This window comes from Acidovorax sp. SRB_14 (genome assembly GCF_012932145.1).
GTDB lineage: Bacteria > Pseudomonadota > Gammaproteobacteria > Burkholderiales > Burkholderiaceae_C > Simplicispira.
The window spans coordinates 285198-311702 of record NZ_MWOK01000001.1 but is presented as its reverse complement, the minus strand read 5'-3'; the positions used below and the strand labels follow the sequence as shown (position 1 = coordinate 311702).

Below are 26505 nucleotides of genomic sequence, written 5' to 3'. Positions count from 1 at the left end.
CTCTAGCGCTTGCTGGTCAAGCGCTGGTAGCTATCAAAAAAATAGTGAAGAGGCGCCATCCTGTCTGTTTCCGTGATCCAGGCCTACGAGGCCGAACTGGCCGCCAAGGGCTTCCAGAGCGACCCCGCGCAGTTGCGCGCCGTGCAGGCACTGCAGCGCTGCGCCAACGACTGGGCGGCGTACAAGGCGCGGCGCTCCAGCGCGCTCAAGAAGCTGATCAACCGTCCCGACATTCCGCGCGGCGTCTACATGTACGGCGGGGTGGGGCGCGGCAAGAGCTTTCTGATGGACTGCTTTTTCAACGCCGTCCCGCTCAAGCGCAAGGTGCGCCTGCACTTCCACGAATTCATGCGCGAGGTGCACCGCGAGCTCGCCGGCCTGCAGGGCACGCAGAACCCGCTCGATGTGCTGGGAGCCCGCATCGCCAAGCGTTACAAGCTCATCTGCTTCGACGAGTTCCATGTGGCCGACATCACCGACGCGATGATCCTCCACCGCCTGCTGGCGGCGCTGTTCGACAACGGCGTGGGCTTTGTCACCACGTCCAACTTCGAGCCCGACGGCCTGTACCCGAACGGGCTGCACCGCGATCGCATCCTGCCGGCGATTGCACTGCTCAAGGAACGCCTGGAGGTGCTCAACGTCGACAACGGCACCGACTACCGGCGCCGCACCATGGAGCAGGTCAGGCTCTACCACACGCCGCTGGGGCCGCAGGCCGACGCCGAGATGCAGCAGGCCTTCGAGCGGCTGGCCGAGGTGCGCGACGAAGACCCCGTGCTGAAGATCGAGGCCCGCGAGATACGCGCCCGGCGCAAGGCGGGCGGCGTGGTCTGGTTCGATTTCAACACCCTGTGCGGCGGTCCGCGTTCGCAGAACGACTACCTGGAAATTGCCAGCCAGTTCCACACCGTGCTGCTGTCCGACGTGCCCTACATGCCGGTGAGCATGGCGTCGCCCGCGCGGCGCTTCACGTGGCTCATCGATGTGCTCTATGACCGGCGCGTCAAACTCATCCTGTCGGCCGCCGTGCCGCCCGAGCAGCTCTACACCGAGGGGCCGCTGGCGCACGAGTTTCCGCGCACGGTTTCGCGCCTCAACGAGATGCAGTCGCGCGAATTCCTGGCGCTGGACCGGCGCGTCGTGGATACTGGCCTGACATGAAAACCCTGCCTTTCCTGCGCTGCGTGGGTGGCGCCTGGTTGCTGCTGGGGCTGGCCGGCGCACACGCACAGACGCCCACCGCCCACGCCGACGCGGCGGCGGCCGCAGCGCGCGCGCAGGAGAGCGAAAGCCTGCAGCGCGAGCGCGAGGCCATCGACAGGGCATTGCAGCAGGCCGAGAAGGGCTGCTACCAGCGCTTTGCGGTGGAGGATTGCCTGCGCGAGGCGCGCCGCAGTGCGCGCGAGGCCCGCGCCCGGGTGCGCCAGCGTCAACTGGTGCTGGACGAGGCGGAGCGCCGCGAACGCGCCGCGCAGCGCCTCAGCGAGATCCAGGAACGCGAGAGCACGCGCGTGCCGCCCACGCCCCCCCCAAGCGCGTCCGCCGAGCCTGCGCGGCGCCCCACCCAGGCCGATATCGACCGCCAGGCACAGGAGCGCGCGCGCACGCAGCAGGACAGGCGTGCCGCGCAGCAGGCGCGTCAGGCGCAGGCCCGGGAGGCGGCGGCGCAGGCCGAGGCCGCGCGCGAGAAACAGCTGCAAAAACAGCAGGCGGCCGCGGAACACAAGGCCCGTGTGCTGAAGTCGCAGGCCGACAAGGCGTCAGCGGGCCAGAAACCCGCCGCACCCTTGCCACCGCCCCCGTAAGCGCTGCCTGCGCGGGCACACAGGACGTCACGGCGTCTGCGCGCTGCCCCATGCGGCCAGGCGTGCATCCTTTTTGCCGTCGTACAAGGCTTCGATCTTGACGACCACGAGCGAAAGGTTGTCGCCCGCACCGCGCGCGCGCGCGCGCGCCTTCTCGATCAGAAATTCGGTCGCCTCGCGCGGCGTGAGCGACTCCAACACCGACGCCAGTTCAGACGGTGAAAAGTAATGCCACACGCCGTCGCTGCAGGCGAGCAGCACATCGCCCGGTTGCAGTTGGGCGATAGTGTGGCCGGCGATGGGCGGATCGCTTTCCGTGCCCAGGCAGCCCACCAGGATGTTGGCGTGCGGGTGCACCAGGGCCTCGGCTTCGGTGAGTTCACCGCGGTCGACCAGTGCCTGGACATACGAGTGGTCGCTGGTGCGCTGCAGCAGCCGCCCGCCGCTGAAGTGATAGATGCGCGAGTCGCCGGCATGCACCCAGTGGCAGTCGCCGCGCGGGTTGATGAGGAAGGCGGCCACCGTGCTGTGCGGCTCTTGCTCGGCGGTGATGGCGGTCAGCCGGATGACGATGTGGGCCTCCTGCACCATGTTCCGTAGCACTGCGGCCGGATCGTCCGAGTCGGGGTCGTAGCGCTCGAACAGCTGGCGTGCCGTCATCATCACCTGGTCGGAAGCCTTGCGCCCGCCGCTGCGCCCGCCCATGCCGTCGGCCACCACGGCGAGCACGCAGCCGTTGTGCCGCGGGTGGGAGAGCACGACGACCTGGTCTTGCTGGTAGTCGCGGTCACCCTTGTGGATGCCGGTCGAGGCGGTGAGGCGAAACGCTTTGGACATGCGCAAGGGTAGGGCAGTGGGAAGAACGGTAGGGCGTGTGGGCTGGGCGGGCGAAGCACGTATTATCGGCAGCCGCGTGACATTTCTACCATCGCCGTACGCCGATCGCCGCCATTCCCTTGGAACCTTCCTTTTTTCTCCTCGCGCGTGAGCGCGGCGGCCTCATGCGGCTGTGCCTGCGCAGCCCTGCGCGACGGTCCCTCCGTCCGGTGACAAGGGGCGCGCCATGACGGTGGTAGCTGCCGTGCAGCACGCGTTTGCGGCCGACGGCGTGCTCGCACGCACCCAGGCCAACTTCCGGCCCCGCGAAGGTCAGACCGCCATGGCGCTGGCGGTGGCCGAGGCCATCGAAGCGGGCGGGGCGCTGGTGGTCGAGGCCGGCACGGGTGTGGGCAAGACCTTTGCCTATCTGGTGCCTGCGCTGCTGAGCGGCGAGCGCGCGCTGCTGTCCACCGCCACCAAGGCCTTGCAAGACCAGCTGTATGCGCGCGATCTGCCGCAGCTCTTGCAGGCCCTGGGCCTGCCGCTGCGCATTGCGCTGCTCAAGGGGCGCAGCAGCTACCTGTGCCACCACCGTCTGGGCCTGGCCCGCCAGCACCCGGCGGCGCAAGAGGGGGCGGTGCTGCGCGCGTTGGCCGATATCGAGCAATGGGCCCACGGCACGCGCAGCGGTGATCTGGCCGAGCTGCCGGCGCTGGACGAGCGTTCGCCCGCCATCCCGCTCGTCACATCGAGCCGCGACAACTGCCTGGGCGCGCCATGTCCGAGTTTTCAGCGCTGCCATGTCAACCTGGCGCGGCGCGAGGCGCTGGCCGCCGATGTCGTCGTCATCAACCACCACCTGTTCTTTGCCGATGTGGCGGTGCGCGAATCAGGCGTGGCAGAACTGTTGCCCACGGTGGGCGCGGTGGTCTTTGACGAGGCGCACCAGCTCAACGAGATCGGTGTGCAGTTTCTGGGGACGCAGGTGGGCACGGGGCAGTTGCTCAATTTGGTGCGGGACCTGCTGGCCACCGGCCTGAAGTTGGCCCGGGGCCTGGTGGACTGGCAGGGGGTGGCGGCGCAGGTGGAGCGCGCAGCGCGCGATTTGCGCCTGGCCGCTGGGCCGGCGCGCTCGGGCGCGCGCCTGCGCTGGTTCGATGGCCTCCCCGAGGGCGTGCCCGCGGCGGCGTGGCGGTCGGCGCTGCAGCAGGTGGTGCATGCCCTCGCCCTGGCGCAGCAGGCACTCGACCTGGTGACCGAAAGCGCCCCCGATTTTGTGCGCCTGCAGGAGCGATGCGTGGCCTTGCACGCGCGCATGGAGCTGTTTGCCGGGCCCTGCGTGCCCGAGGCCGTGCGCTGGCTCGATGTGGGCATGCACCTGCGCATGGTCGAGTCGCCACTGGACATCGCGCAGGCGATGCAGCAGCGCTTGCGCGGTCCGCTGCCGGGGCCCGAAGGCAAGGGCGCAGGCGGCGATGCGACCGGTACGCGCGAGAGTGCCGCCCATCCCCGCGCCTGGATTTTTACTTCGGCCACCCTCGGCGACGACCCGCAACTGCGCTGGTTCACCGAGCCCTGCGGTCTGGAAGACGCCACGGTGCTGCGCGTTGGCAGTCCGTTCGACTATGCCGCGCAGGCCGGGGTCTATGTGCCAGAGCACCTGCCCAAGCCGTCGGACCCAGGCCACAGCGTGCAGCTGGCGCGCTGGGTGGGCGATGCGGCTGCGCGCATCGGCGGCCGCACCCTGGTGCTCACCACCACGCTCAAGGCCCTGCGGACCATGGGCGACGTGCTGCAGACGCGCTTTCAGGGGTCGGGCGCACTGGAAGTGCTGGTGCAAGGACAGTGGCCCAAGCGGCGTCTGATGGAACGGTTGCGCGCTGGTGCGCAGCCCGGCCAGCCGGGTTGCATTCTGGTGGCGTCGGCTTCGTTCTGGGAGGGCTTCGACGTGCCGGGCGACGCGCTGCAGTTGGTGGTGATCGACAAACTGCCTTTTCCGCCGCCGGGCGACCCCGTGGTGGAGGCGCGTTCACGGCGCCTGGAGCTGGCCGGGCGCAGCGCGTTCCGGGACTATTCGATCCCCGAAGCCGCCGTAGCGCTCAAGCAGGGCGCCGGCCGGTTGATACGGCACGAGTCGGACCGGGGCCTGTTGGTGGTGGGCGACACCCGGCTGGTCAGCATGGGCTATGGACGGCGCCTCATGGCGGCGCTGCCGCCCATGCGGCGCATTGGCGACGCGCAAGCGTTCGATGCGGCGCTGGAGGCGCTTACCAGACCTTCCACCAAGGCTCTGCCTTGCCCTTGATGCCGTTGGCAGAGAAACGGCTCTGCGGGTAGGTGGCATCCATCACGCGCTGGGCGTCGTCGCGCAACTGGGCCATGCCCAATGCATCGTAGGACTTCACCAGGATGTACAGCGCTTCTTCCAGGGCCGGCACGCCCTGGTAGTCGGTCAGGGCCTGCTGTGCCCGGCCAATCGCTGCGACGTAGGCGCCACGCTGGAAGTAGTAGCGTGCGACATGCACTTCGTATTGCGCCAGTGCGTCAACGATGTACGTCATGCGCTGGCGCGCGTCCTGGGCATAGCGTGACTCGGGGAAACGCGTGGACAGTTCGCGGAACGATTCAAACGAATCTTTGGCCGCCTTCTGGTCGCGCTCGGACAGGTCCTGCCGCGTCAGCCACGAGAACATGCCCAAGTTGTCGTTGAAGTTCACCAGGCCCTTGAGGTAGAGGGCGTAGTCGAGCGCCGGGCTGGCCGGATGCAGTTTCATGAAACGGTCGAGCGTGGCGACGGCCTGGGCCTTTTCGCCCGCCTTGTACTGGGCGTAGGCCTTTTCGAGCTGCGCCTGCTGCGCCAGGGGTGTACCGGCGGCGCGCCCTTCGAGCTTTTCAAACAGCGGAACGGCCTTGTCGTAGCCGCCGCTGCCGAGCTCGTCACGCGCTTCGGAATAGAGGCGGTCGGTGGTCCAGCCCGCGGTCTTGTCTTCTGGGGTGCTGGAACAGCCAGCCACCAGCAGGCTGGCCACCAGCAGGGCAGGAAAGGTCGCAAGGGGCGCACGCAGCATGGCAGGCAGCTTTCTGGCAGTAAGAGGCATGGGATTCCGGTGAAAGTCCCTGGTGCCACGCGGGCGGGCGTGGGCACATCGGGGAAATCCATTGTAGCGGCGGCGCGGTGGGCGCAATGCACCCGCCGCGGCAGGGGCGGTGCCCTTGCACGCCTTGGCCCTGCCTGCGCCTTTCTACAATGGCGCCATGTTTGTTCACCTGCGCCTGCACACCGAATTTTCCGTCGTCGACGGGACCAATCGCATCGATGAGACGGCCAAGGCCGCAGCGGCAGACGGCCAGCCCGCACTGGCCATCACCGATTTCAACAACCTCTTTGGCGCCATCAAGTTCTACAAGGAAGCGCGTTCCAAAGGCATCAAGCCCCTCCTGGGGGCCGAAGTCCTGGTCGAAGGCGAGGGCTCGGCCGCCCCGTCCCGCATCGTGCTGCTGGTCCAGGGCATGCAAGGATATTTGCATCTGTCGGAGCTGCTGGCCCGCGCCTGGACGCGCAATGTCGCCAAGGGTCAGGCCGTATGCACCTGGGCCTGGTTGCAGGAGCTGAGCGAGGGCCTGATTGTGCTCTCCGGAGCCCAGGCGGGGCCGGTCGGCCAGGCGCTGGTGCGCGGCGACGATGCGGGCGCCGCCAGCCTGGCGCTGCGCCTGGCTGGCTTGTTTCCTCACCGTTTTTACCTGGAGATACAGCGCGCCGGACGGGCCGATGACGAGGCCCATGTGGTGGCCGCGGTGCAGTTGGCCGCGCGCTTGAACCTGCCGGTCGTCGCGACGCACCCCGTGCAGTTCGCGACCGCAGACGACTACGAGGCGCACGAGGCGCGCGTGTGCATCGCCGAAGGCGAGATCCTGGGCAACCAGCGCCGCGTGCGCCGCTTCACGCGCGAGCAGTACTTCAAGTCGAGCGCGCAGATGCAGGCGCTGTTTGCCGACGTGCCCACCGCGCTCGCCAACACGGTCGAGATTGCGCGGCGCTGCAACCTCACGCTGGTGCTCGGCAAGCCGCAGCTGCCCAATTTCCCGATCCCGCCGGTGGACGGGAAAGTGCTTTCGGTGGAAGAGTATTTCCGGCATGTCTCGCACGAAGGCCTGGAGGCCCGGCTGCTGCACCTCTATCCGAACGAGGCAAAGCGCAACGAGCAGCGTCCGCGCTACCTCGAACGCCTGGAATTCGAGCTCAACACCATCCTGAAGATGGGGTTCCCTGGGTACTTCCTCATCGTGGGCGATTTCATCCAGTGGGCCAAGGCCAACGGCTGCCCGGTCGGCCCCGGGCGCGGCTCGGGCGCGGGCTCGCTGGTGGCCTATGCGCTCAAGATCACCGACCTCGATCCGCTTGAATACAAGCTGCTGTTCGAGCGCTTCCTGAACCCCGAGCGCGTGTCGATGCCCGACTTCGACATCGACTTCTGCCAGACCAACCGCGACCGCGTGATCGACTACGTGAAGGACAAGTACGGCAAGGAGGCCGTGAGCCAGATCGCCACGTTCGGCACCATGGCCGCGAAGGCGGCCATCCGCGACGTGGGCCGCGTGATGGACATGAGTTACACGTTCTGCGACGGCATCTCCAAGCTCGTACCCGGCAAGCCGGGCATGTCCTATACGCTGCAGTACCCGCCCGAAGTGAAGGAGGACGGGGACAAGAACAACTACGCGCTGGAGCTTGAGCCCATGCTCTACGAGCGCGTGCGCAAGGAAGAGGACGTCAAGACCATCATCGAGATGGCGCAAAAGCTCGAAGGCATGACGCGCAACATCGGCATGCACGCGGGCGGCGTGCTGATCGCGCCGGGCAAGCTGACCGACTTTTGCCCGCTCTACCAGCAGCCCGGCAGCGAATCGGCCGTGAGCCAGTACGACAAGGACGACGTCGAGGCCATCGGCCTGGTGAAGTTCGACTTTCTGGGCCTGGCAACGCTCACCATCCTGGAGATTGCGCGCGAATTCATCATGCAGCGCCACAAGGGCCAGGAAAACTTCGCTTTCGAGAACATCGCCCTGGACGACGTCGCCACCTACCGGCTGTTCTCGGAAGGCAAGACCGAGGCCGTGTTCCAGTTTGAAAGCCGGGGCATGCAGGGCATGCTCAAGGAGGCGCGGCCTTCGCGGCTCGAAGACCTGATTGCGCTCAATGCCCTGTACCGCCCAGGGCCCATGGACCTGATCCCGAGCTTCGTGAACCGCAAGCACGGCAAGGAATCGGTCGAATACCCGCACCCGCTGGTGGCCGACATGCTCTCGGAGACCTACGGCATCATGGTCTACCAGGAGCAGGTCATGCAGACCGCGCAGATCCTGGGCGGCTACTCTCTGGGCGGCGCCGACATGCTGCGCCGTGCCATGGGCAAGAAGAAGGCCGAAGAGATGGCCGAGCACCGCGCCATCTTCCGCGAGGGTGCCGCCAAGAACGGCCTCTCGACCGAAAAGGCCGACGAGGTGTTCGACCTGATGGAGAAGTTCGCCGGCTACGGCTTCAACAAGTCGCACGCCGCCGCCTACTCGCTGCTGGCCTACCACACGGGCTGGCTCAAGGTGCACTACACGGCCGAGTTCTTCTGCGCCAACATGACCGTGGAAATGGACGACACGGACAAGCTCAAGCTGCTGCTCGAAGACGCGCAGAAGAACTTTGGCATCACCTTCGAGCCGCCGGACGTGAACCGCGGCAACTACCGTTTCGAGCCCGTCTCCGACAAGGTGATCCGCTACGGCCTGGGCGCCGTCAAGGGCACGGGCCAAGCCGCCATCGAGGCCATCGTGGCGGCGCGCGAAGGGCGCGGCGAGGGGCCGCACGGATCGACCTGTGGCCCGTTCAAGAGCCTGTTCGATTTCTGCGTGCGCGTGGAGCGCGGCAAGCTCAACAAGCGCACCGTCGACGCCCTGATCAAGGCGGGGGCGTTCGACGCGCTGCACCTCAACCGCGCAGCGCTCGCGGCCTCGCTCGACCGGGCGTTCGACTTCGCCACCGCGACGCTGGCCAACGCCAACCAGGGTGGCCTGTTCGACATGATGGGCGAGGACGCCCACGGCTCCAGCACCCAGGAGCCCGCCCTGGTGGACGTGGCACCCTGGGGGGTGAAAGAGCGCTTGACCTATGAAAAACCCGCGCTCGGTTTCTACCTCTCGGGCCACCTGTTCGACGAGGTGGCGCGCGAAGTCGGGCGCTTTGTGCGCACGCGCATCAGCGACCTGGCCGACACCCGCGAAACGCAGACGGTGGCCGGCATCGTCAGCGACTTCCGCGTGGTCAACGGCATGCGCGGCAAGCAAGGCATTTTTGTGCTCGACGACACCTCGGCACGCGTCGAGGCCTCGGCCAGCGAAGCCGTCATCAACACCTACCGCGAGCTGCTCAAGGAGGACGAACTGGTCATTGCCAGCGGCCGCCTGCAGCCGGGGCGCAACGGCTTCGAGGCGCGCTTCATCGTGCAGCAGGTCTACGACCTGGCCACGGCGCGCTGCCGTTTTGGCAAGTACCTGTATTTGAGCGTCGGCGCCAAGGCCCCGGACGTGCCCCGGCTGCTGCGCGAGCACCCGTGCCGCAGCGAATCGACCGAGCACGGCGAATCGCTCCAGTACGGTCTCAAGGTGCGTCTGGGCGTGCGCTGCACCGGTGCCGGCGGCGCTGCCAGCGCCGAGCTGCAGCTGGGCGACGCCCACCGCACCTACCCCACCGACGCCGCCTTGGTGGCCTGGGCGGCGCAGGCCGGAGACGGGGTCGCGACGGTGGTCTATGACTAGCGTCAGCGCGGTGTTGCGGCGCTGGAAGAACCCCTCTCGGCTTCTCAGATTCCCTTTCACAGCGCCGTGCGGCGCGCATGGCTAGAATGAATTTCATGGCAACACAACCCCCTTCATCCCCCCTCGCGCCGGCTGTGCAACGGCCTGCGCCGGACGACGGCGGTTCGGTCGTGCTGGAGCGGCGTGCGCAGAAAACCAAGCCGCCCCAGATGTACCAGGTGCTCATGCTCAACGACGACTACACGCCCATGGAGTTCGTGATCGTTGTACTGCAGGAGTTTTTCAACAAGGACCGCGAAACCGCGACACAAATCATGCTCAAGATCCATCTCGACGGCAAAGGGGTGTGTGGCGTGTATTCGCGCGACATCGCCGCCACCAAGGTGGACCAGGTTCTGGATGCCGCCAACAAGGCGGGCCATCCGTTGCAATGTGTGAGCGAGCCCGTTGAATAACCGGCCCGCCACCCCGAAGTACGGTCATCCCTTCCCCGCAAGCACAAAGGAGTTCACATGATTGCCCAGGAACTGGAAGTCAGCTTGCACATGGCCTTTGTAGAGGCCCGCCAGCAGCGCCACGAGTTCATCACCGTGGAGCATCTGTTGCTTGCACTGCTCGATAACCCGAGCGCAGCCGAAGTGCTGCGCGCATGCTCTGCCAACATCGATGATTTGCGTGCATCGCTCGCCAACTTCATCAAGGACAACACCCCGCAGGTGGCCGGTACCGATGAGGTCGACACGCAGCCCACGCTGGGGTTCCAGCGCGTCATCCAGCGCGCCATCATGCACGTGCAGTCCACGGGCAATGGCAAGAAGGAAGTTACTGGCGCCAACGTGCTGGTGGCGATTTTTGGCGAGAAGGACTCGCATGCCGTCTACTACCTGCACCAGCAGGGCGTGACGCGGCTGGACGTGGTCAATTTCATCGCCCACGGCATCAAGAAGGGCGAGCCGCCAGAGCCGTCCAAGGGTTCGGATGCCGCGCCCGAGGGTGAGGACGGCGGCGGCGAGCGCAGCGAGAAGGCCTCGCCGCTCGAGCAGTTCACGCAGAACCTCAACCAGCTCGCCAAGGACGGCAAGATCGACCCGCTGATCGGTCGCCACTACGAGGTTGAGCGCACCATTCAAATCCTGTGCCGCCGGCGCAAGAACAACCCGCTGTTGGTCGGCGAGGCCGGCGTGGGCAAGACCGCGATCGCCGAGGGACTGGCTTGGCGCATCACGCAAAAGGACGTGCCCGAGATCCTGGCCGAGGCGGTCGTCTACTCGCTCGACATGGGCGCGCTGCTGGCCGGCACCAAGTACCGCGGCGATTTCGAGCAGCGCCTCAAGGGCGTGCTCAAGTCGCTCAAGGACAAGCCCAATGCCATCCTGTTCATCGATGAGATCCACACGCTGATCGGCGCAGGCGCTGCTTCGGGCGGCACGCTCGATGCGTCCAACCTGCTCAAACCGGCGCTCTCAAGCGGCGCGCTCAAATGCATCGGCGCCACCACGTTCACCGAATACCGCGGCATCTTCGAAAAAGACGCAGCGCTGTCGCGGCGCTTCCAGAAGGTGGACGTGGTCGAGCCGACCGTCGCCGAGACCATCGACATCCTGAAGGGCCTGAAGTCGCGCTTCGAAGAGCACCACAGCGTCAAGTACGCCGCTGCCGCGCTGCAGGCTGCAGCCGAGCTCAGCGCCAAGTACATCAACGACCGCCACCTGCCCGACAAGGCCATCGACGTGATCGACGAGGCGGGCGCGGCCCAGCGCATCCTGGTGCCCAGCAAGCGCAAGAAGACCATTGGCAAGACCGAAATCGAGGAAATCGTGGCAAAGATCGCCCGCATTCCCCCGGCCAACGTCTCCAACGACGACCGCGGCAAGCTGCAGGTGCTCGAGCGCGATCTGAAGAGCGTGGTGTTCGGCCAGGACAAGGCGCTGGACGTGCTCGCGTCCGCCGTCAAGATGGCGCGCTCGGGCCTGGGCAAGGGCGACAAGCCGATCGGCTCCTTCCTGTTTTCGGGCCCCACCGGCGTGGGCAAGACCGAAGCCGCCAAGCAGCTGGCCTACATCCTGGGCATCGAGCTGATCCGCTTTGACATGTCCGAGTACATGGAGCGCCATGCCGTGAGCCGCCTGATCGGCGCGCCACCCGGCTATGTGGGCTTTGACCAGGGGGGCCTGCTGACCGAGGCCATCACCAAAAAGCCGCACGCCGTGCTGCTGCTCGACGAGATCGAGAAGGCGCACCCGGACATCTTCAACGTGCTGCTGCAGGTGATGGACCACGGCACGCTGACGGACAACAACGGGCGCAAGGCCGACTTCCGCAACGTCATCATCATCATGACGACGAACGCGGGCGCCGAGACCATGAACAAGGCAACCATCGGCTTCAACAACCCGCGCCAGGCGGGCGACGAGATGGCCGACATCAAGCGCCTGTTCACGCCCGAGTTCCGCAACCGGCTCGATGCCATCGTCAACTTCAAGGCGCTCGACGAGAACGTCATCCTGCGCGTGGTCGACAAGTTCCTGCTGCAGCTCGAGCAGCAGCTGGCCGAGAAGAAGGTCGAGGTTACCTTCACCGACAAGCTGCGCAAGCACCTGGCCAAGAAGGGGTTCGACCCGCTCATGGGCGCACGGCCGATGCAGCGCCTGATCCAGGACACCATCCGCCGTGCCCTGGCCGACGAGCTGCTGTTCGGCCGCCTGCAAGACGGCGGGCGCCTGACGGTGGACATCGAGCTTAAGACCGACGACAAGGGCGTGGAAACCTCCGAGGTGGTGCTGGACATCCAGCCGCTGCCCAAGAAGGACCGCTCGGCCAAGTCCGAGCCGGCCGAGCCCGAAGAGGCCACGGCCGATTGACGGCGGCGCCACCGGCGCGCGGGGGCTGCGCGCCCAGGGCCAGCAACTTCGGTTGCTGGCTTTTTTGTTGCTATTCTTAGCATAGCTGCCAGCGCTGGATGGGTAAGCGCTGGAGGCCAAAAACACCCACATTCGGGTCGGATGCCGCGCCTGCGGTTACATTCGGCCCATTGCTGTTTGAGAGCGCCTTGGCGCCGCGCCATGTCCCCACACACCTTTCTCTGGCACGACTACGAAACCTTTGGCGCCGACACCCGGCGCGACCGGCCGGCGCAGTTCGCCGCCATCCGCACCGATGCCGATCTCAACGAGATCGGCGCGCCGCTGATGCTGTATTGCCAGCCCGCGAACGACTACCTTCCGGACCCGCAGTCGTGCCTGATCACCGGCATCACGCCGCAGATCGCCTGGGACCGCGGCGTCTCCGAACGCGAGTTCGCCGCCCGCATCGAGGCCGAGATGGCGCAGCCCGGCACCATCGGCGTGGGCTACAACACCCTGCGCTTTGACGACGAGATCACGCGCTTCATGTTCTGGCGCAACCTCATCGACCCCTATGCACGCGAATGGCAGAACCAGTGCGGCCGCTGGGATCTGCTTGATGTGGTGCGCATGGCCTACGCGCTGCGGCCCGACGGCATCGCCTGGCCGACCAAGGAGGACGGCACGCCGAGCTTCAGGCTCGAAGACCTGAGCCGCGCCAACGGCCTGCTGCACGAGGCCGCGCACGATGCGCTCTCCGACGTGCGCGCCACCATTGCGCTGGCGCGGCTGGTGCGCCAGCACAACCCCAAGCTGTTTGAGTTTGCGCTCGGCCTGCACAAGAAGGACCGCGTCGCCGCCGAGCTGCGCCTGCCCGCCACGGCGCTGACGGCGCGGCCTTTTCTGCACGTGTCGGGCATGTTCCCCGCCGAGCGCGGGTGCCTCGCCGTGATGTGGCCGCTGGCCAGCCACCCGACCAACAAGAACGAGATCATCGCCTGGGACCTGGCGCACGACCCGCGCGAACTGGCCACGCTCGACACCGACACGCTGCGCCTGCGCATGTTCACGCGCTCGGCGGATCTGCCCGAAGGCGTTGCGCGCCTGCCCATCAAGACCGTGCACCTGAACAAGTCGCCCATGGTGGTGGGCAACCTCAACACGCTCACGCCCGCCCTCGCGCAGCGCTGGGGCCTGGACATGGACCAGGCGATGGCGCACGCGCAGGCGGCCCGCGACCTGCCCGACATGAGCGCGATCTGGCCCGCCGTGTTCGCCCGCCCGAAAGACGAGGGCGGGGCGCCCGATGTGGAACAGGACCTGTACGGCGGCTTCGTCGGCAACAACGACCGCCGCCGCCTCAATGAGCTGCGCGCACTGTCCGGCGAGCAGCTCGCGCGCGCACGCACGGGCTTCGACGATCCGCGCCTGACCGAGCTGCTGTTCCGCTACCGCGCGCGCAACTTTGCCGCGACCCTGTCGCCCGAGGAAACCGAGCGCTGGGATGCGCACCGCGCCGCCCGCCTGTTCGACGGCGCCGGCGGCGCACGCACGGTGGAGCAGCTGTTCACCGAGATCGACCAGCTCTCCGAAACCGCCGACGAGCGTGCTGAAGGCATTCTGGGCGCGCTCTATGACTGGGCCGACGCGATCGCGCCCGAACGGTGAGACTGCCCGGCGCCTGCGCAGGAGCCACTCTGCTATTGAATGAAGAGCTTCTTGCCCTTGGTGGGTAAGGGATGGAGGCCTATTGGGCTGTGAATGTCAGCCAAAGAAGCGGTAGCACACGGCGATGGCGGCGACCACGCCGGCCAGCTCGGCCAGCAGGGCGCACCCCACCGCATGGCGCGCGCGCTGCACGCCCACAGCGCCGAAGTACACCGCGAGCACATAGAACGTGGTCTCGGTGCTGCCCTGCACCGTGGCGGCGGCGAGCGCGGCAAAGCTGTCCACGCCATGGGTTTGCATGGTCTCGATCAGCATGGCGCGCGCCGCACTGCCCGAAAACGGCTTGACCAGCGCCGTCGGCAGGGCGTCAACAAAGCGTGCGTCCAGGCCCAGCCACTGCACGCACCAGCGGATGGCGTCCAGCCCATAGCCAAGCGCGCCCGAGGCGCGGAAAACGCCGACTGCGCACAGCATGGCCACCAGGTAGGGCAGCAGGCCGCGGGCGACGTCAAAACCCTCCTTGGCGCCGTCGATGAAGGCCTCGTACACCGGCACCCGCCGCCACGCGCCCACGCCGACGAACAGCAGCACCAGCGCGAACAGCGTCAGGTTGCCCAGCAGCGCAGACAGCGCCGCCAGCGCCGCCGCGCTCAGCGAGGCCAGCAGCGCCATGAAGCCGGCGAGCCCCAGCGCCACCGGCAGCAGGTAGGCCAGCACCACCGGGCTCCAAAGCGGCAGGCGCTGCACCAGCGCCACGCTCAGCAGCCCCGCCAGGGTCGACGCCGACGTGGCCAGCAGGATCGGCAGGAACACCAGCGTCGGGTCGGGCGCGCCCTGCTGCAGGCGGTACATGAAGATGCTCACGGGCAGCAGCGTGAGCGACGAGGCGTTGAGCACCAGGAACAGGATCTGCGCGTTAGTGGCGGTGTCGGGCCGGGGGTTGAGCTCCTGCAGCGCCCGCATGGCTCTGAGGCCCATGGGCGTGGCCGCGTTGTCGAGCCCCAGCGCGTTGGCCGCAAAGTTCAGCGTCATCAGGCCCAGCGCCGGGTGGCCGCTGGGCACGTCCGGCATCAGCCGCCGGAACAGTGGCGCTAGCCAGCGCGCGAGCGCATCCACGATGCCGGCGCGCTCGGCAATGCGCAAAAAACCCAGCCACAGCGTGAGCGTGCCGAACAGCAGCACCATCACCTCGACCGACAGCCGGGCCATGGCAAACAGCGCCTCGACCATGGCGGCGAAGATCTGGGCGTTGCCGCCCAGCAGCCATTGGGCGAGGGCGGCGAGGGCGGCGGTGATGAAAAAACCCAGCCACAGGGTGTTGAGCAAGAAGACTCCGTCGGGTTGGGTGACAGGAAGGGAAAGTGCCGGCATTCTCGCCAAAGGACACACCGCCGGCTCGGCGGAGCCATGGTGGTACTCTACAAGGTTCGGCTGTGCACCGCGTTTTGCCTGCAAGGCGCCTCTGCACGTCGTTCCATCCAACCCCGCCAGGCGCCTTGGTGCGCCGCAACACCAAGGAACATCCGCCATGGGCGCCCAGTGGAAAGCAAAAGGTAAAGCACAGGCCGCAGATGCCAGAGGCAAGCTGTTTGGCAAGCTGGCCAAGGAAATCATGGTCGCCGCGCGCGGTGGCGCCGATCCCGCCGGCAACTCACGCCTGCGCCTGGTGCTGGAGCAGGCCCGCAAGGTCTCGATGCCCAAGGAAACGCTCGAGCGCGCCATCAAGAAGGGCTCGGGCACGGGCGCCGACGCCGTCCATCTCGAGCATGTGATCTATGAAGGTTTTGCGCCGCATCAGGTGCCGGTGATGGTCGAGTGCCTGACGGACAACGTGAAACGCACCGCGCCGGAAATGCGCGTGCTGTTCCGCAAGGGCCAGATGAGCGCCGTGGCCTGGGACTTCAACCATGTGGGCATGATCGAAGCCGAGCCTGCCGCCGCGGGCGCCGACCCGGAGCTGGCCGCCATCGAGGCCGGCGCGCAAGACTTCGAGCCCGGTGAGGAAGAGGGCAGCACGCTGTTCCTGACCGACCCTAGCGACCTCGAAGTGGTGAGCCGCGCACTGCCCGCCCAGGGCTTCACCGTGCTGTCGGCCAAGCTCGGCTACAAGGCTAAGAACCCCATCAGCGCGGCGAGCCTGAGCGCTGAGCACCTCGAAGAGGTGGAATCCTTCCTCGCCGCCATCGACGCCAACGACGACGTGCAAAACGTGTTCGTGGGGCTGACGGATTGACGCCTGCCGTGCCCACTGCTCCATGACAGACCACTACACCGCCCTCGGGCTGGGCGCCCATGCATCGCTGGCCGACATCAAGAAGGCCTTTCGCCAGAAGGCGTCGTTCTACCACCCCGACAGGAACCCGGCGGCGGACGCTGCCGAGCGTTTCCGCGCGGTGCAGAAGGCCTACGAAGTGCTATCGGACGATGCGCTGCGCACCGCCTACGACGACAACCGCCGCCGCAACCTGCTCGACGACCCGCTCGAGACAGCGCGGGAAATCTGGCACAACTACACCAAGAGTTTTCTTCCCTCGTGAAACTGTCCCCCTACTTTTATGACCTGCGCAAGGCCTACCAGGCCGAGCTCGACGACCTGATCTCCGACTCCGAAGGCAAGGACGTGCTGCGCAAGCGCCTGGCGCAAAAACGCAGCGAAATCGGCTTCCTGGTGCAAATGATGGAATTCAGCCCCGAGATGGTGGCCGTGGTGTTCCACCAGGGCTTTCGCTTCGGCAAGCCTGCGGCCATGGAGCAGGTGCTCGGCCTGCACGCCGACATGCTGCCGGACTGGCACAGCCTGGGGCACGCGGTCACCCTGGAACCCTGGGCCGCCAGCCTGGCGCAGACCGTGCTGCGCGAACCGCAGGGCGCCAGCTTCATGACCGTGGCCGCCGCGCTGGAATACCTGCATCAGCAGGCCCGCATGGCGCCGGTGGCCGCCGGCGCCGACGACGACGGGGACGATGCCGACGAAGAGGCCGCCGAGCACGACGACGACTTCAGCGCCCTGAGCGCCGACGACGCCCGCGACCCGCACACCAGCCGCAGCCGCGAGGAGGCCAGCGCCGACTGGCTGGCCGAGCAGGGCTTCGAGCGCAAGGACTGACATGAACCACCTGGCACTGATCACCCAAACCACCAGCCTGATCGCCGCAGGCGACATCGTGGGCGCCGAGGCGGCCCTGTCCGAACTGGCCGACACCGAGGGCGACCGCGCCCTGATGGTGGTGCTCGACCAGCTCGCGCCCAAGGACGTGCTGGCCGTGATGCGCGAGTACGACGACTCGAAAGAGTCCGTTGTCAACCTGCTGGTCACGCCCGAGCAGTTCGCGCGCGCCATGGTGCTGGAGAAGCAATACAAGGACCTCACGCACACGCACCTGCGCAGCATGGTCAACGCCGTGGTCTTCCGCGACGGTGCCGACACCGTCGAGTTCCTCAACGCCATTGGCGACCTCGAAGGCGGCAGCGAAGCCCTGGCCAACTATTTCACCGAGAAGTGGAGCCGCATCGAGGCCTTTGCGCGCACCGGGACCTTCGATGCGACCGAAGACTATGGACTGATGCTGAGCGACGACGAACTGCTGGCCTCTGCCTATGTGCGCCCCCGCGTCGAACAGGACGAGGTCGCCGACCGCGACTGGATGCAGCTGGCCTGGCTGCTGCGCTACGAATGCCGCGACCTGTTCATCGAGATGCTGCTGGTGCTGCGGGCCAAGGCCCGCGCCCACGATCTGGGCCTGGACGAGGGCGACGAGCACGCCGAAGAGGACGACGGCAAGTTCGAGACCAGCGACACCGACCGCGGCAAGGCCACGCCGGCGGCGCGCACGTCCGACGAGGAATCGGCGATCTAGCGCGATGGACACGACACCTTCCGCCTCGGCGCTGTCGCTGCACGACGCCCGCCCGTACTTTGAAAAAGCCTTGGCCCATGGCGTGCAGCACGGCATCATCGACGCGGCCAAGCTGGCTGCCATCGACGCCGACGCGCCCAAGGGCATGGTGCAGATCGCGCGCTATTTTGGCAGCGAATTCCTGCGGCCCGAGCTGGAAAAGGCACGCGAGCGCATGGTCAGCCTGGTCAGCCTGTGCCTGCAGGAGAGCAGCGGCGGCGACCTGCAGCAGGCCGCCGAGGCACTGCGCGAGCACTCGTTCCTGTCGCGCTCCAAAAGCGGCTCCGACATGCTCAAGCGCCTGATTGCCATGCCCGAGAGCAGCCACTTCGGCATGGTCGGCCATGCCGAGGCGCAGACGCCGCTGCTGGCGATCTGGTCGCTGCGCAGCCATGCCGACTACCGCGCCGAACTGGCCCGCCGCAGCGAAATTGCCCAGGCCGTGGGCGCGGCGCTGTGGCTTGCCGCGCGCTGCGAGCTCGACGCCGGCGACCTGGAAGAGGCCGGCACCGACGCCGAGTCCGTCATCCGCACCGCGCTGCTGTGGCGCGCCCTCGCGCCCCGGTCCACGGCCTGGCCCACTGGGGCGGCGCTCGAAAAGGCCCTGGCGGCGCAGCGCAAGCGTGCTGCCGGCGCGGCGCTTGCGGCGCCCGCGGTGGCTTTGCCGCCGCAGCTGCCCGCGCCCTGGCACGCGTTGGTGCAGGCGCAGTGCGAGGCGGTGCGCGCCGACTGCGCGCTGCTGCTGGCCAGCAGCGACAAGCAGCAGCGCGCACTGCTGCGCCCCCTGGGCCGTCTGCGCGCGCGCTACTTCCTGCAGGACGATCCGCTGGCCGACGTGGACGACTACGAGCGCGCACTGGCCGAAGGCGCCGCCCTGGACGGTGCCGATGGGCTGGACGAAGCACCGGCGCCCGCCAGCAAGACCTGGGACAAGGCCACCGAGGGCCGCCAGGACGAGCATGCGCTGCTCACGCTGTTCGTCTGCCTGGCTGCGGGTATGCCCAAGAAAACATTGCTCACGGAAAAAAGCGCCACGGCGCTGCTGCGCAAGATCGGCAGGAGCGGCTTCGACGCCGAGCGCGCCACCGCCTTCATCCGCCAGCATGCGCCGCAGGCCTGGGCGGACAGCTACCTGGCCCTGTGGAGCAGCTTCGTGCAGGAGTCGCAGGCAACGCTGTGCAGCGACCGCGTGGGCGCGCAGCAGGAAGCGCTGGCGCTGCTGCGCCGCGAATGCCACGTGGTGGCCGGGTAATTCGGTTCCTCCGCCAACTGCGCGCCACGGCCGGGCGGGACCGCAGCACCTGCACTGTCGTTAAAAGGTCATATCGGATGGCCCTTTGCTCCAGGTCAAACAATACCCCTACACCTCCTGGGAATAATGCCATTGACCCGCTGGCACCGCATCGTCGCAGCCCGCGGCGGGCGCTCCCCACGCGGGCGAGGCAATTCGGGCGGCGGCACCACTAGGAGTCTTTTCATGACAACCCGCAAGCTGGCGCGCATTGCTGCCCTGGCAATGACCACACTGGCGTTGACAGCCTGGGCGCAACACAAGGCCGAGGGCGTGACGCCCGCAGAAATGAATTACCAGGCCGGCTCTTCGCCCCTGGCAGACGAGCCGATGTACCAGAGCACGAACCCCAAGGCGCCCAAGATGACGCAGGCCGAGTTCGACAAGGCCCGGCAGACCTATTTCGAGCGCTGCGCCGGCTGCCACGGCGTGCTGCGCAAGGGGGCCACCGGCAAGCCGCTCACGCCCGACCTGACGCTGGCCAAGGGCACGGATTACCTCAAGGTGTTCATCGCCTACGGCTCCCCCGCCGGCATGCCCAACTGGCAGACCTCGGGCGAGATGACCGAGGCGGACGTGGACATGATGGCCCGCTACATCCAGCAAGATCCGCCCCAGCCGCCCGAGTGGAGCATGGCGGACATGAAGAAGACCTGGAAGGTCTCGGTGGCGCCCAAGGACCGGCCCACCAAGAAGATGAACAGCTACAACATCGCCAACATCTTCTCGACGACGCTGCGCGACACCGGCGAGGTGGCACTGATCGACGGCGACACCAAGCAGATCATCAACATCGTCAAGACCGGCTATGCGGTGCACATCACGCGCACCTCGGCGTCCGGCCGCTACCTGTTCGTGATCGGCCGCGACGGCCGCGTCAACATGATCGACCTGTGGCTGCCCAAGCCCGACAACGTGGCCGAGATCCGCATCGGCCTGGAAGCGCGCTCGGTCGACACCTCCAAGTTCAAGGGCTTCGAGGACAAGCTCGCCATTGCCGGCGCCTACTGGCCGCCCCAGTACGTGATCATGGACGGCGACACGCTCGAGCCCAAGAAGATCGTCTCCACGCGCGGCATGACCGTCGATACGCAGGAGTACCACCCCGAGCCGCGCGTGGCCGCCATCGTGGCCTCGCACTACAAGCCCGAATTCATCGTCAACGTCAAGGAAACGGGCCAGACGCTGATGGTGGACTACTCCAACCTCGAATCGCTCAAGACAACCGAAATCGGCTCGGCGCGCTTCCTGCACGACGGCGGCTGGGACTCGTCCAAGCGCTACTTCATGGTGGCCGCCAACAACAGCAACAAGATCGCTGCGATCGACGCCAAGGACGGCAAGCTCGCCGGCCTGGTGGAAGTGGGCAAGATCCCGCACCCCGGCCGGGGCGCCAACTTCATCCACCCCCAGTTCGGTCCCGTCTGGGCCACCGGCCACCTGGGCGATGAAACCATCTCGCTGATCGGCACCGACCCCAAGAAGCACAAGCAGTACGCCTTCAAGGAGGTTGCCAAGCTCAAGGGCCCGGGTGGCGGCGCGCTGTTCATCAAGAGCCACCCCAAGTCCAAGCACCTGTACTCGGACGCCCCGCTGAACCCCGACACCAAGCTGTCGCAGTCGGTCGTGGTGTTTGACATCAACGCCCTCGACAAGGGCTACACCGTGCTGCCGATTGCCGAGTGGGCCGGCCTGCCCGACGACGGCGGTGCCAAGCGCGTCGTGCAGCCCGAATTCAACAAGAACGGCGACGAAGTGTGGTTTGCGGTGTGGTCTGCCAAGGACAAGGCGTCTGCCCTGGTGGTCGTGGACGACAAAACGCTCAAGCTCAAGGCCGTGATCAAGGACCCGCGCCTCATCACGCCCACGGGTCACTTCAACGTCAACAACACGCAGCACGACGTGTATTGATGCCGCCGGCGCTGCGCCGAAGCACTGGGCTTTGGGGCAGTTGCCACACCAAAAAAACCGCCGGGGGCATGCCTCCACCGGCGGTTTTTTCATGGCAAGCGGGCATTAACGCCGCAACAGGCCGCTCACCGGGCCAGCGCCTTTCGGTTCCACGGCATCGCCATGAGCACGCGCGCCAGTCCGCAGAAACCCGAAATGCCCGCGAACACCAGGCCCACGCCGACGAAGCCCGACAGCGCATGGAACCATGGCGAAACGGTGGCGCCCAGCACCGCGCCGAGCACAACCATGGAGCCGGCGGCAATTTGCACCTGGCGCGACAGCTCGAGCGGCTGAGTGGCATCGGCCACGACGGGCAGACCGGCCTGCTTCCAGGCGTCCAGTCCACCTTCGAGCGCATAGGCATCGCCGGGCGTGCTGGCGGCCAGGGCCTGGGCGTTCATCCGCGTGCGGTTGCCGGAGCGGCAATGGAAGATGACCGCGCGGGCTGCGCCAGTGGCCAGCGCTTGGCCTGCCAACTGCTCCATGGGCACATGGCGCGCCTGTGCGATGCGTTCGCGCGCATTCTCATCGGCGGCGCGGATGTCGATCAACACGGCGCCGTCCACGATGAGTTGCCGGGCCGCCTGGGGGGAAAGGGGCTGGAGTGACATATTGATTTCCTTGTCATTGCCTGGGTTGAGACTGTTCAGGGACAGAAGATGGCCTTGAGTGTGGCCACGAGCTTTTCCACATCGGGGTTGTCAATGCGGTAGTACAAGGTCTGCGACTCGCGCCGGAACGCCACCAGCCCTTCGTCGCGCAGTTTGGCGAGGTGCTGCGACAGCGCAGACTGGCTCAGTTCCACCTGCTCGAGCAGCGCGCCCACCGGCAATTCGCCATGCTCGATCAGGAGACACAGCACGAGCAGTCGATGCCCATTGCCAAGCGCGCGCAACAGGGCGGCTGCCTTGTCGGCGCCTTCTTGCAGGAACAGGCGGTCTTTCGGGTTCAGTTCCATCTTGCGGATTAATTAGATTTATCTAATTTAGACAATTCTAATGTATATGCAGCCTGCCTTGTTTGCAAGGCCACCGCCGCGCCCACGCACGGAAAACCGGGCCGCAGCGTAGGCCAGGTAACCGCTCCAGCACTACTGGATTGATAGCTTCCAACGCTTGCTGGATAGGCGCTAGAGTCCGGTTTGGCTTGAAATTTAACCAGAGGGCGGCGTATTGCGTGGGCCGCCGCGCAATGCCACGACCCTGCGCGCGCAGTCCACCAGCTGGTGGATCAGGGGCAGCCGGGCGGATGAGCGCAGCCACATCACGCCGAAGCGGCGGGCCTGCGATTGCAGTGGCAGTGCGATGCGCACCACGCGCTGGCTATCAAGCAGGGGCAGGGCGGTATCCGGCACCAGTGAGACGCCCAGCCCGCGGTCCACCATCATGGCGATCGCCACCAGCGAGCTGAGCTCGAAGCGCTCCTGCGGCGCAATGTGCGCCGCATGCAGGTAGCGGTCCGCCAGTTGCCCGCCGCCCAGGCTGCGGTCATAGCGGATCAGCGGCTGTGTGCGCAGCAGCGCGTGCGGGTCTTGCCCCGCAAGGCGGCTCGGCGCCAGCAGCACCAGCGGCTCTTCGCGCAGCAGCGTCCAGTCAAAGGTCTTTGTCAGTGGAAAGGACGGATAGAGGCATATGGCAGCGTCCAGGTCCCCCTGTTGTACCGCTTGGTACAGGTCTTTCGTGGTACCGGATTGAAGAAAGACCTTCACCTCTGGGCATTTCTGCACAAAACGCGCCAGGATGTCGGGCAGCAGGCTGTGCATGGCGGTGTTGATGGTGCCAATCAACAGTTCTCCGGCCGTGTCTTCGCTGTGCACCGTGGCCTTGGTTTCCGTCAGCTCCCGCAGCAGGAGCGGGGCGCGTTGGGCGAGACGGTGCCCTGCGGGCGTAGGGAGCACCGTGCGCCCCGCGCGGGCAAGCAGGGAGACGTTGAATTCGCGCTCCAGCGTCCGGATTTGTTGGGCCACGGCGGAAGCGGTGATGTTCAGGCGGCGCGCGGCTTCCGACATGGAGCCGGACTCCACGACCAGCAAGAAGCTGTACAGGTAACTGGTTTCCATGAAGATAGATTTTCTATCATTTGATCGAAGAATATGCATGCATTTCTTTGCTTTTGTCTGAGCACAATGCAGGCATGAGAAGCAAGCTGTTTGTCCCCGGATCGCGCCCCGAACTCTTTGCCAAAGCCCTGCAGGGCTTGGCCGACAGTTTGTCTTTCGACCTGGAAGACGCCGTGGCAGAGTCCCGCAAAGCGCAGGCGCGCGCATTGCTGAGAGATTTCCTGCGTGCGCAGCTGCCACCGAACCACGGCAAGACCCTCATCGTGCGTGTGAATGCCATGGACACGGCGCACTTCGAAGCCGACATCGCGGCCGTGGTGCAGCCCGGCGTGCACATCGTGAACCTGCCCAAGCCGGAAAACACCGACCAGGTGCGAGCCGCGGCTGCGCAGATCGAGCAGGCCGCGCGCGCCAATGGGTGTTTTCAGCCGCCGCGCCTGCTGCTGAATATTGAGTCTCCCAGGGCCCTGCGCATCGCCGCGGAACTGGCTGGCGCACATGCCAGCGTAGTGGGCCTGCAGTTGGGTCTGGGCGACCTGTTCGAACCGCTGGGCATCGCGCGCCGTGAGCCTGCGGCCATCCAGCAGGCGATGTTCGCGGTGCGCATGGCGGCCGCGGAAGCCGGTGTGTATGCGTACGACGGCGCCTTTGCCAACATCCAGGATACCGAAGGCTTTGTGGCGGAGGCGCAGCTTTCCAAGCGCCTGGGCTTCTTGGGCAAGACCTGCATCCACCCCAGCCAGGTGGCGCTGGCCAACGAGGTGTATCGGCCGTCGAACGAAGAGATTGCGCACGCCCTCCAGGTGGTGCAAGCCGCGAGCGCGGCGGAAGCGAACGCCGTAGGCGCCTACGTCGTTGACGGCAAGATGGTGGATGCGCCTTTTGTACGGCGTGCCCACGCCATCGTCGAGGGCGCGCGCAGTCTCGGGCTGCTGCCCTCCGCCCACCCGCACTGATATTTGTTCGAGCCCCTTGGCGCCTCGCGAAGAACGCGCTTTATCCACCATCCTCAGGAGACAACATTGAAAAACAACATTGCGAAACACCACCGCACTGCCATTGCGGCGGCACTGGCAGGCCTTGGACTGATGGCCGGGGCCGTACAGGCGCAGCCACAGGGCAGCTATCCCAGCAAGCCCATCACCATGGTGGTTCCTTACCCTGCAGGCGGCTCGAACGATGTGTTTGCGCGCCAAGTGGCCAAGGAGATGGGCGATGCACTCAAACAGCCCGTCATCGTGGACAACCGCCCCGGGGCCAGTGGCAATACCGGCACCGCTTCTGTCGCGAAAGCCGCGCCCGACGGTTACACGCTGGTGGCCGTGTCTTCGAGCATGACGACGAATGCGGCCATACAAACGAAGCTGCCCTTTGACCCGGTCAAAAGCTTTGCGCCCGTGGCGATGTTTGCAAAAGGGCCGTTCATCGTAGCGGTCAGCAACGACTTCGAGGCCAAGACGCCGGCCGATCTGCTCAGGCTGGTCAAGGCCAACCCCGGCAAGTTCAACTACGCCTCGTCAGGCACCGGCAGCGTGAACCATTTCGCCACCGAACTGATGCGCGCGCAGGTGCCAGGCTTTGACATCACGCACGTGCCTTACAAGGGACAGGGACCGGCGGTGACCGACCTCGTGGGCAACCAGACGCAACTGATGGTCTCGAGCGGACCGTCGATCCTGCCGATGGTGCGTGGTGGCAAGCTGCGTGCGATCGGCATCACCAGTTTGGCGCCGAGCCCCGTCGCACCGGATCTGACGCCGATGTCGACAGTGATCCCAGGCTACGAATTCGATCTGTGGTGGGGCCTGCTGGCACCGGCTGGCACGCCGCCAGACATCGTGAACAAGCTCAATGCCGCTGTGAACCAGGCTTTGTCGAAGCCGCAGATGATCGCCAATTTCCTGCGGGAAGGCGCCATTGCCACGACGGTCAGCCCGGCCCAGTTTTCCCGGGTGATCGCGCAGGATGTGGAGCGCTGGAAGAAGCTGGCCAAGCAGCAAAACATCGTCGCCGACTAAGGTGATGCATTGAGCGGCCCATTTGTGTGTTGAGCGGAGATTTTGATGCGTTCCAAGTCCGATGATGGCGAAAACACCCTGCCTGTGCGAAGCGGACCTGCCGGGCCTTTGAGCGGATTGCGCGTACTCGACCTGAGCGCCTACATCGCGGGGCCGTATGGGTGTTCGCTGCTGGCGGATCAGGGCGCGGATGTCATCAAGATCGAACCCCCGGTGGGCGACAACCTGCGCAAGTACCCGTCGACACTGGAGGCCGAAAGCCGTGCGTTCATTGGCGTCAACCGCAGCAAGCTGGGCATGGTGCTGGACCTCAAGCAGCCCGGCGACCACGCCACTCTGCTGGGGCTGGTGCGCACGGCCGACGTGTTGGTACACAACTTCCGGCCCAGCGTGCCTGCAAGGCTGGGCATTGCGTTCGAGCAGCTGATTGAGATCAACCCGCGCCTGGTCTATTGCAGTGTGACGGGCTATGGCGACGAAGGTCCGCTCAAGGACAAGGCCGGCTATGACCAGGTGCTGCAATCCATGACCGGCATGTGCGCTTTGCAGGGCAAGGCTGGAGGCGCCCCTGAAATTCTGTATGGCTCCGTGGTTGATTACTACGCCTCGGCGCTGGTGGCGTCGGGGGTTGCCTCTGCGCTGTACGAACGCGAGAGAAGCGGGCGTGGCCAGCATGTCGGGGTGTCGCTGCTGCGCGCGGCACTCACCATGCAGTCGGCGCGTCTGGTGTGGGCGGAGGGTGAGCCCCGTGCCGTCGGGCGGGATATGCGCTCCGGCGGCATCACCGGCATTCATCCGACCAAGGAGGGCTATCTCTATATTTCCGCCAACACGCCGCACTTCTGGACCGCGCTGTGTGACAAGGTGGGGCTGCCAGAGGTAGGGGCAGATGCACGTTATGACACCGTGCGCAAGCGGGCCGAGCACCATGCCACGCTGGTGCCGATGCTGCACCAGGCGCTGGCAGCGCAGACGGCACTGGAGTGGGAGGCACTCTTTGGGGATGCGGTGCCGTGCGCGGCCGCCCGCACGGTGGAAGACATGTTTGACCATCCGCAGGTGGTGGCCGAAGACATGGTGGCCACGTTTGAGCACCCTGCGTTGGGTTCCTACCGCGGCTTCACGCGCGCGATCAAGTTTGACCGTACGCCGGGACCAGACCCCTTTGCCGCCCCGATGCTGGGGCAGCACACAGAATTGCTGCGTGCTGCCACGGCAGTGCAGGCAAGCAAGGAAGAGCCAGGGCCCTGCTGATCAAGGGACCTTTCCCAGGGGTTTGGAGCTGCGAAAGCGGCCGTGCCCCGCGCTGACGCAAAGTGACCGGTACCCGTGCCAGGTCCGGC

The 26505-nt window shown here is 66.4% G+C and carries 22 protein-coding genes; 16 read left to right on the top strand and 6 right to left on the bottom strand.

Annotated features, from left to right (window positions below):
* Positions 1 to 60 precede the first annotated feature (60 nt).
* Both zapE and B2J86_RS01410 read left to right on the top strand, forming a co-directional pair.
* Complete coding sequence (zapE, locus tag B2J86_RS01415) at positions 61 to 1164, top strand: cell division protein ZapE (RefSeq protein ID WP_169168496.1); 1104 nt, start codon at positions 61 to 63, stop codon at positions 1162 to 1164.
* Entirely contained in the window at positions 1161 to 1808 is a 648-nt protein-coding gene (locus tag B2J86_RS01410) for a hypothetical protein (RefSeq protein WP_169635512.1), read from the top strand. The genes zapE and B2J86_RS01410 overlap by 4 nt, the downstream gene beginning before the upstream one ends.
* 27 nt (positions 1809 to 1835) lie before the next feature.
* On the opposite strand, the gene B2J86_RS01405 is transcribed toward B2J86_RS01410, so the two are convergent.
* Positions 1836 to 2645, bottom strand: coding sequence for a PP2C family serine/threonine-protein phosphatase (locus B2J86_RS01405; protein WP_173024547.1), 810 nt, complete (start codon positions 2643 to 2645; stop codon positions 1836 to 1838).
* A 226-nt stretch (positions 2646 to 2871) separates the two neighbouring features.
* Here B2J86_RS01405 and B2J86_RS01400 point away from each other — a divergent pair, with 226 nt between their 5' ends.
* Positions 2872 to 4932, top strand: a complete 2061-nt coding sequence (locus B2J86_RS01400; protein WP_169168427.1) for an ATP-dependent DNA helicase — start codon at positions 2872 to 2874, stop codon at positions 4930 to 4932.
* Here B2J86_RS01400 and B2J86_RS01395 read toward each other — a convergent pair.
* Positions 4895 to 5695 (bottom strand): outer membrane protein assembly factor BamD, encoded by an 801-nt coding sequence (locus B2J86_RS01395; protein WP_173024546.1) that lies wholly within the window; start codon positions 5693 to 5695, stop codon positions 4895 to 4897. The two genes, B2J86_RS01400 and B2J86_RS01395, sit on opposite strands and share 38 nt — an antisense overlap.
* Positions 5696 to 5882: 187 nt before the next feature.
* Here B2J86_RS01395 and dnaE point away from each other — a divergent pair, with 187 nt between their 5' ends.
* The 4 genes from dnaE (at position 5883) to sbcB (ending at position 13945) form a co-directional block, all read left to right on the top strand.
* Positions 5883 to 9434 carry a DNA polymerase III subunit alpha gene (dnaE, locus tag B2J86_RS01390; protein ID WP_173024545.1) on the top strand — a complete coding sequence of 1184 codons (3552 nt, stop codon included), beginning with the start codon at positions 5883 to 5885 and terminating at the stop codon, positions 9432 to 9434.
* An 86-nt stretch (positions 9435 to 9520) separates the two neighbouring features.
* The gene (gene clpS / locus B2J86_RS01385) at positions 9521 to 9889 is read left to right on the top strand and encodes an ATP-dependent Clp protease adapter ClpS (RefSeq protein WP_371735991.1); all 369 of its coding nucleotides are present in this window, start codon (positions 9521 to 9523) and stop codon (positions 9887 to 9889) included.
* Between the two features lie 57 nt (positions 9890 to 9946).
* Positions 9947 to 12295, top strand: a complete 2349-nt coding sequence (gene clpA / locus B2J86_RS01380; RefSeq protein ID WP_169168430.1) for an ATP-dependent Clp protease ATP-binding subunit ClpA — start codon at positions 9947 to 9949, stop codon at positions 12293 to 12295.
* Positions 12296 to 12496: 201 nt separating this feature from the next.
* Positions 12497 to 13945: an exodeoxyribonuclease I gene (gene sbcB / locus B2J86_RS01375; protein ID WP_173024543.1), complete on the top strand. Its 1449-nt coding sequence runs from the start codon at positions 12497 to 12499 to the stop codon at positions 13943 to 13945.
* A 96-nt stretch (positions 13946 to 14041) separates the two neighbouring features.
* Here the strand turns inward: sbcB and B2J86_RS01370 are convergent, their stop codons facing one another.
* Positions 14042 to 15271: a nucleoside recognition domain-containing protein gene (locus B2J86_RS01370; protein ID WP_173024542.1), complete on the bottom strand. Its 1230-nt coding sequence runs from the start codon at positions 15269 to 15271 to the stop codon at positions 14042 to 14044.
* Positions 15272 to 15473: 202 nt separating this feature from the next.
* On the opposite strand from B2J86_RS01370, the gene B2J86_RS01365 reads away from it, so the two are divergent.
* The 6 genes from B2J86_RS01365 to B2J86_RS01340 all read left to right on the top strand — a co-directional run bounded on the left by B2J86_RS01365 (position 15474) and on the right by B2J86_RS01340 (position 21043).
* On the top strand, positions 15474 to 16178 hold the full coding sequence (locus tag B2J86_RS01365) for a YebC/PmpR family DNA-binding transcriptional regulator (RefSeq protein ID WP_173024541.1): 705 nt from the start codon (positions 15474 to 15476) through the stop codon (positions 16176 to 16178).
* A 22-nt stretch (positions 16179 to 16200) separates the two neighbouring features.
* A complete protein-coding gene (locus B2J86_RS01360) occupies positions 16201 to 16482 on the top strand; it encodes a DnaJ domain-containing protein (RefSeq protein ID WP_169168434.1) in 282 nt (93 codons plus the stop codon).
* Complete coding sequence (locus tag B2J86_RS01355) at positions 16479 to 17051, top strand: hypothetical protein (protein WP_173024540.1); 573 nt, start codon at positions 16479 to 16481, stop codon at positions 17049 to 17051. The genes B2J86_RS01360 and B2J86_RS01355 overlap by 4 nt, the downstream gene beginning before the upstream one ends.
* A gap of 1 nt (position 17052) precedes the next feature.
* Complete coding sequence (locus B2J86_RS01350; protein WP_169168436.1) at positions 17053 to 17802, top strand: hypothetical protein; 750 nt, start codon at positions 17053 to 17055, stop codon at positions 17800 to 17802.
* A gap of 4 nt (positions 17803 to 17806) precedes the next feature.
* Positions 17807 to 19093, top strand: a complete 1287-nt coding sequence (locus tag B2J86_RS01345; RefSeq protein WP_173024539.1) for a hypothetical protein — start codon at positions 17807 to 17809, stop codon at positions 19091 to 19093.
* Between the two features lie 225 nt (positions 19094 to 19318).
* Positions 19319 to 21043, top strand: a complete 1725-nt coding sequence (locus B2J86_RS01340) for a nitrite reductase (RefSeq protein ID WP_169168438.1) — start codon at positions 19319 to 19321, stop codon at positions 21041 to 21043.
* A gap of 125 nt (positions 21044 to 21168) precedes the next feature.
* Here the strand turns inward: B2J86_RS01340 and B2J86_RS01335 are convergent, their stop codons facing one another.
* The 3 genes from B2J86_RS01335 to B2J86_RS01325 form a co-directional block, all read right to left on the bottom strand.
* Positions 21169 to 21696: a rhodanese family protein gene (locus tag B2J86_RS01335; protein ID WP_173024538.1), complete on the bottom strand. Its 528-nt coding sequence runs from the start codon at positions 21694 to 21696 to the stop codon at positions 21169 to 21171.
* A gap of 35 nt (positions 21697 to 21731) precedes the next feature.
* A complete protein-coding gene (locus B2J86_RS01330) occupies positions 21732 to 22043 on the bottom strand; it encodes a helix-turn-helix transcriptional regulator (RefSeq protein WP_169168440.1) in 312 nt (103 codons plus the stop codon).
* A gap of 195 nt (positions 22044 to 22238) precedes the next feature.
* Positions 22239 to 23144, bottom strand: a complete 906-nt coding sequence (locus tag B2J86_RS01325) for a LysR family transcriptional regulator (protein WP_173024537.1) — start codon at positions 23142 to 23144, stop codon at positions 22239 to 22241.
* Between the two features lie 74 nt (positions 23145 to 23218).
* Between B2J86_RS01325 and B2J86_RS01320 the strand changes: the two genes are divergently transcribed.
* From B2J86_RS01320 to B2J86_RS01310, 3 genes are all read left to right on the top strand, one after another.
* On the top strand, positions 23219 to 24100 hold the full coding sequence (locus B2J86_RS01320; RefSeq protein WP_173024536.1) for a CoA ester lyase: 882 nt from the start codon (positions 23219 to 23221) through the stop codon (positions 24098 to 24100).
* A gap of 132 nt (positions 24101 to 24232) precedes the next feature.
* Positions 24233 to 25162, top strand: a complete 930-nt coding sequence (locus B2J86_RS01315; RefSeq protein ID WP_173024598.1) for a tripartite tricarboxylate transporter substrate binding protein — start codon at positions 24233 to 24235, stop codon at positions 25160 to 25162.
* Between the two features lie 45 nt (positions 25163 to 25207).
* Positions 25208 to 26416, top strand: a complete 1209-nt coding sequence (locus tag B2J86_RS01310) for a CaiB/BaiF CoA-transferase family protein (protein ID WP_173024535.1) — start codon at positions 25208 to 25210, stop codon at positions 26414 to 26416.
* The last annotated feature ends 89 nt before the right edge of the window (positions 26417 to 26505 follow it).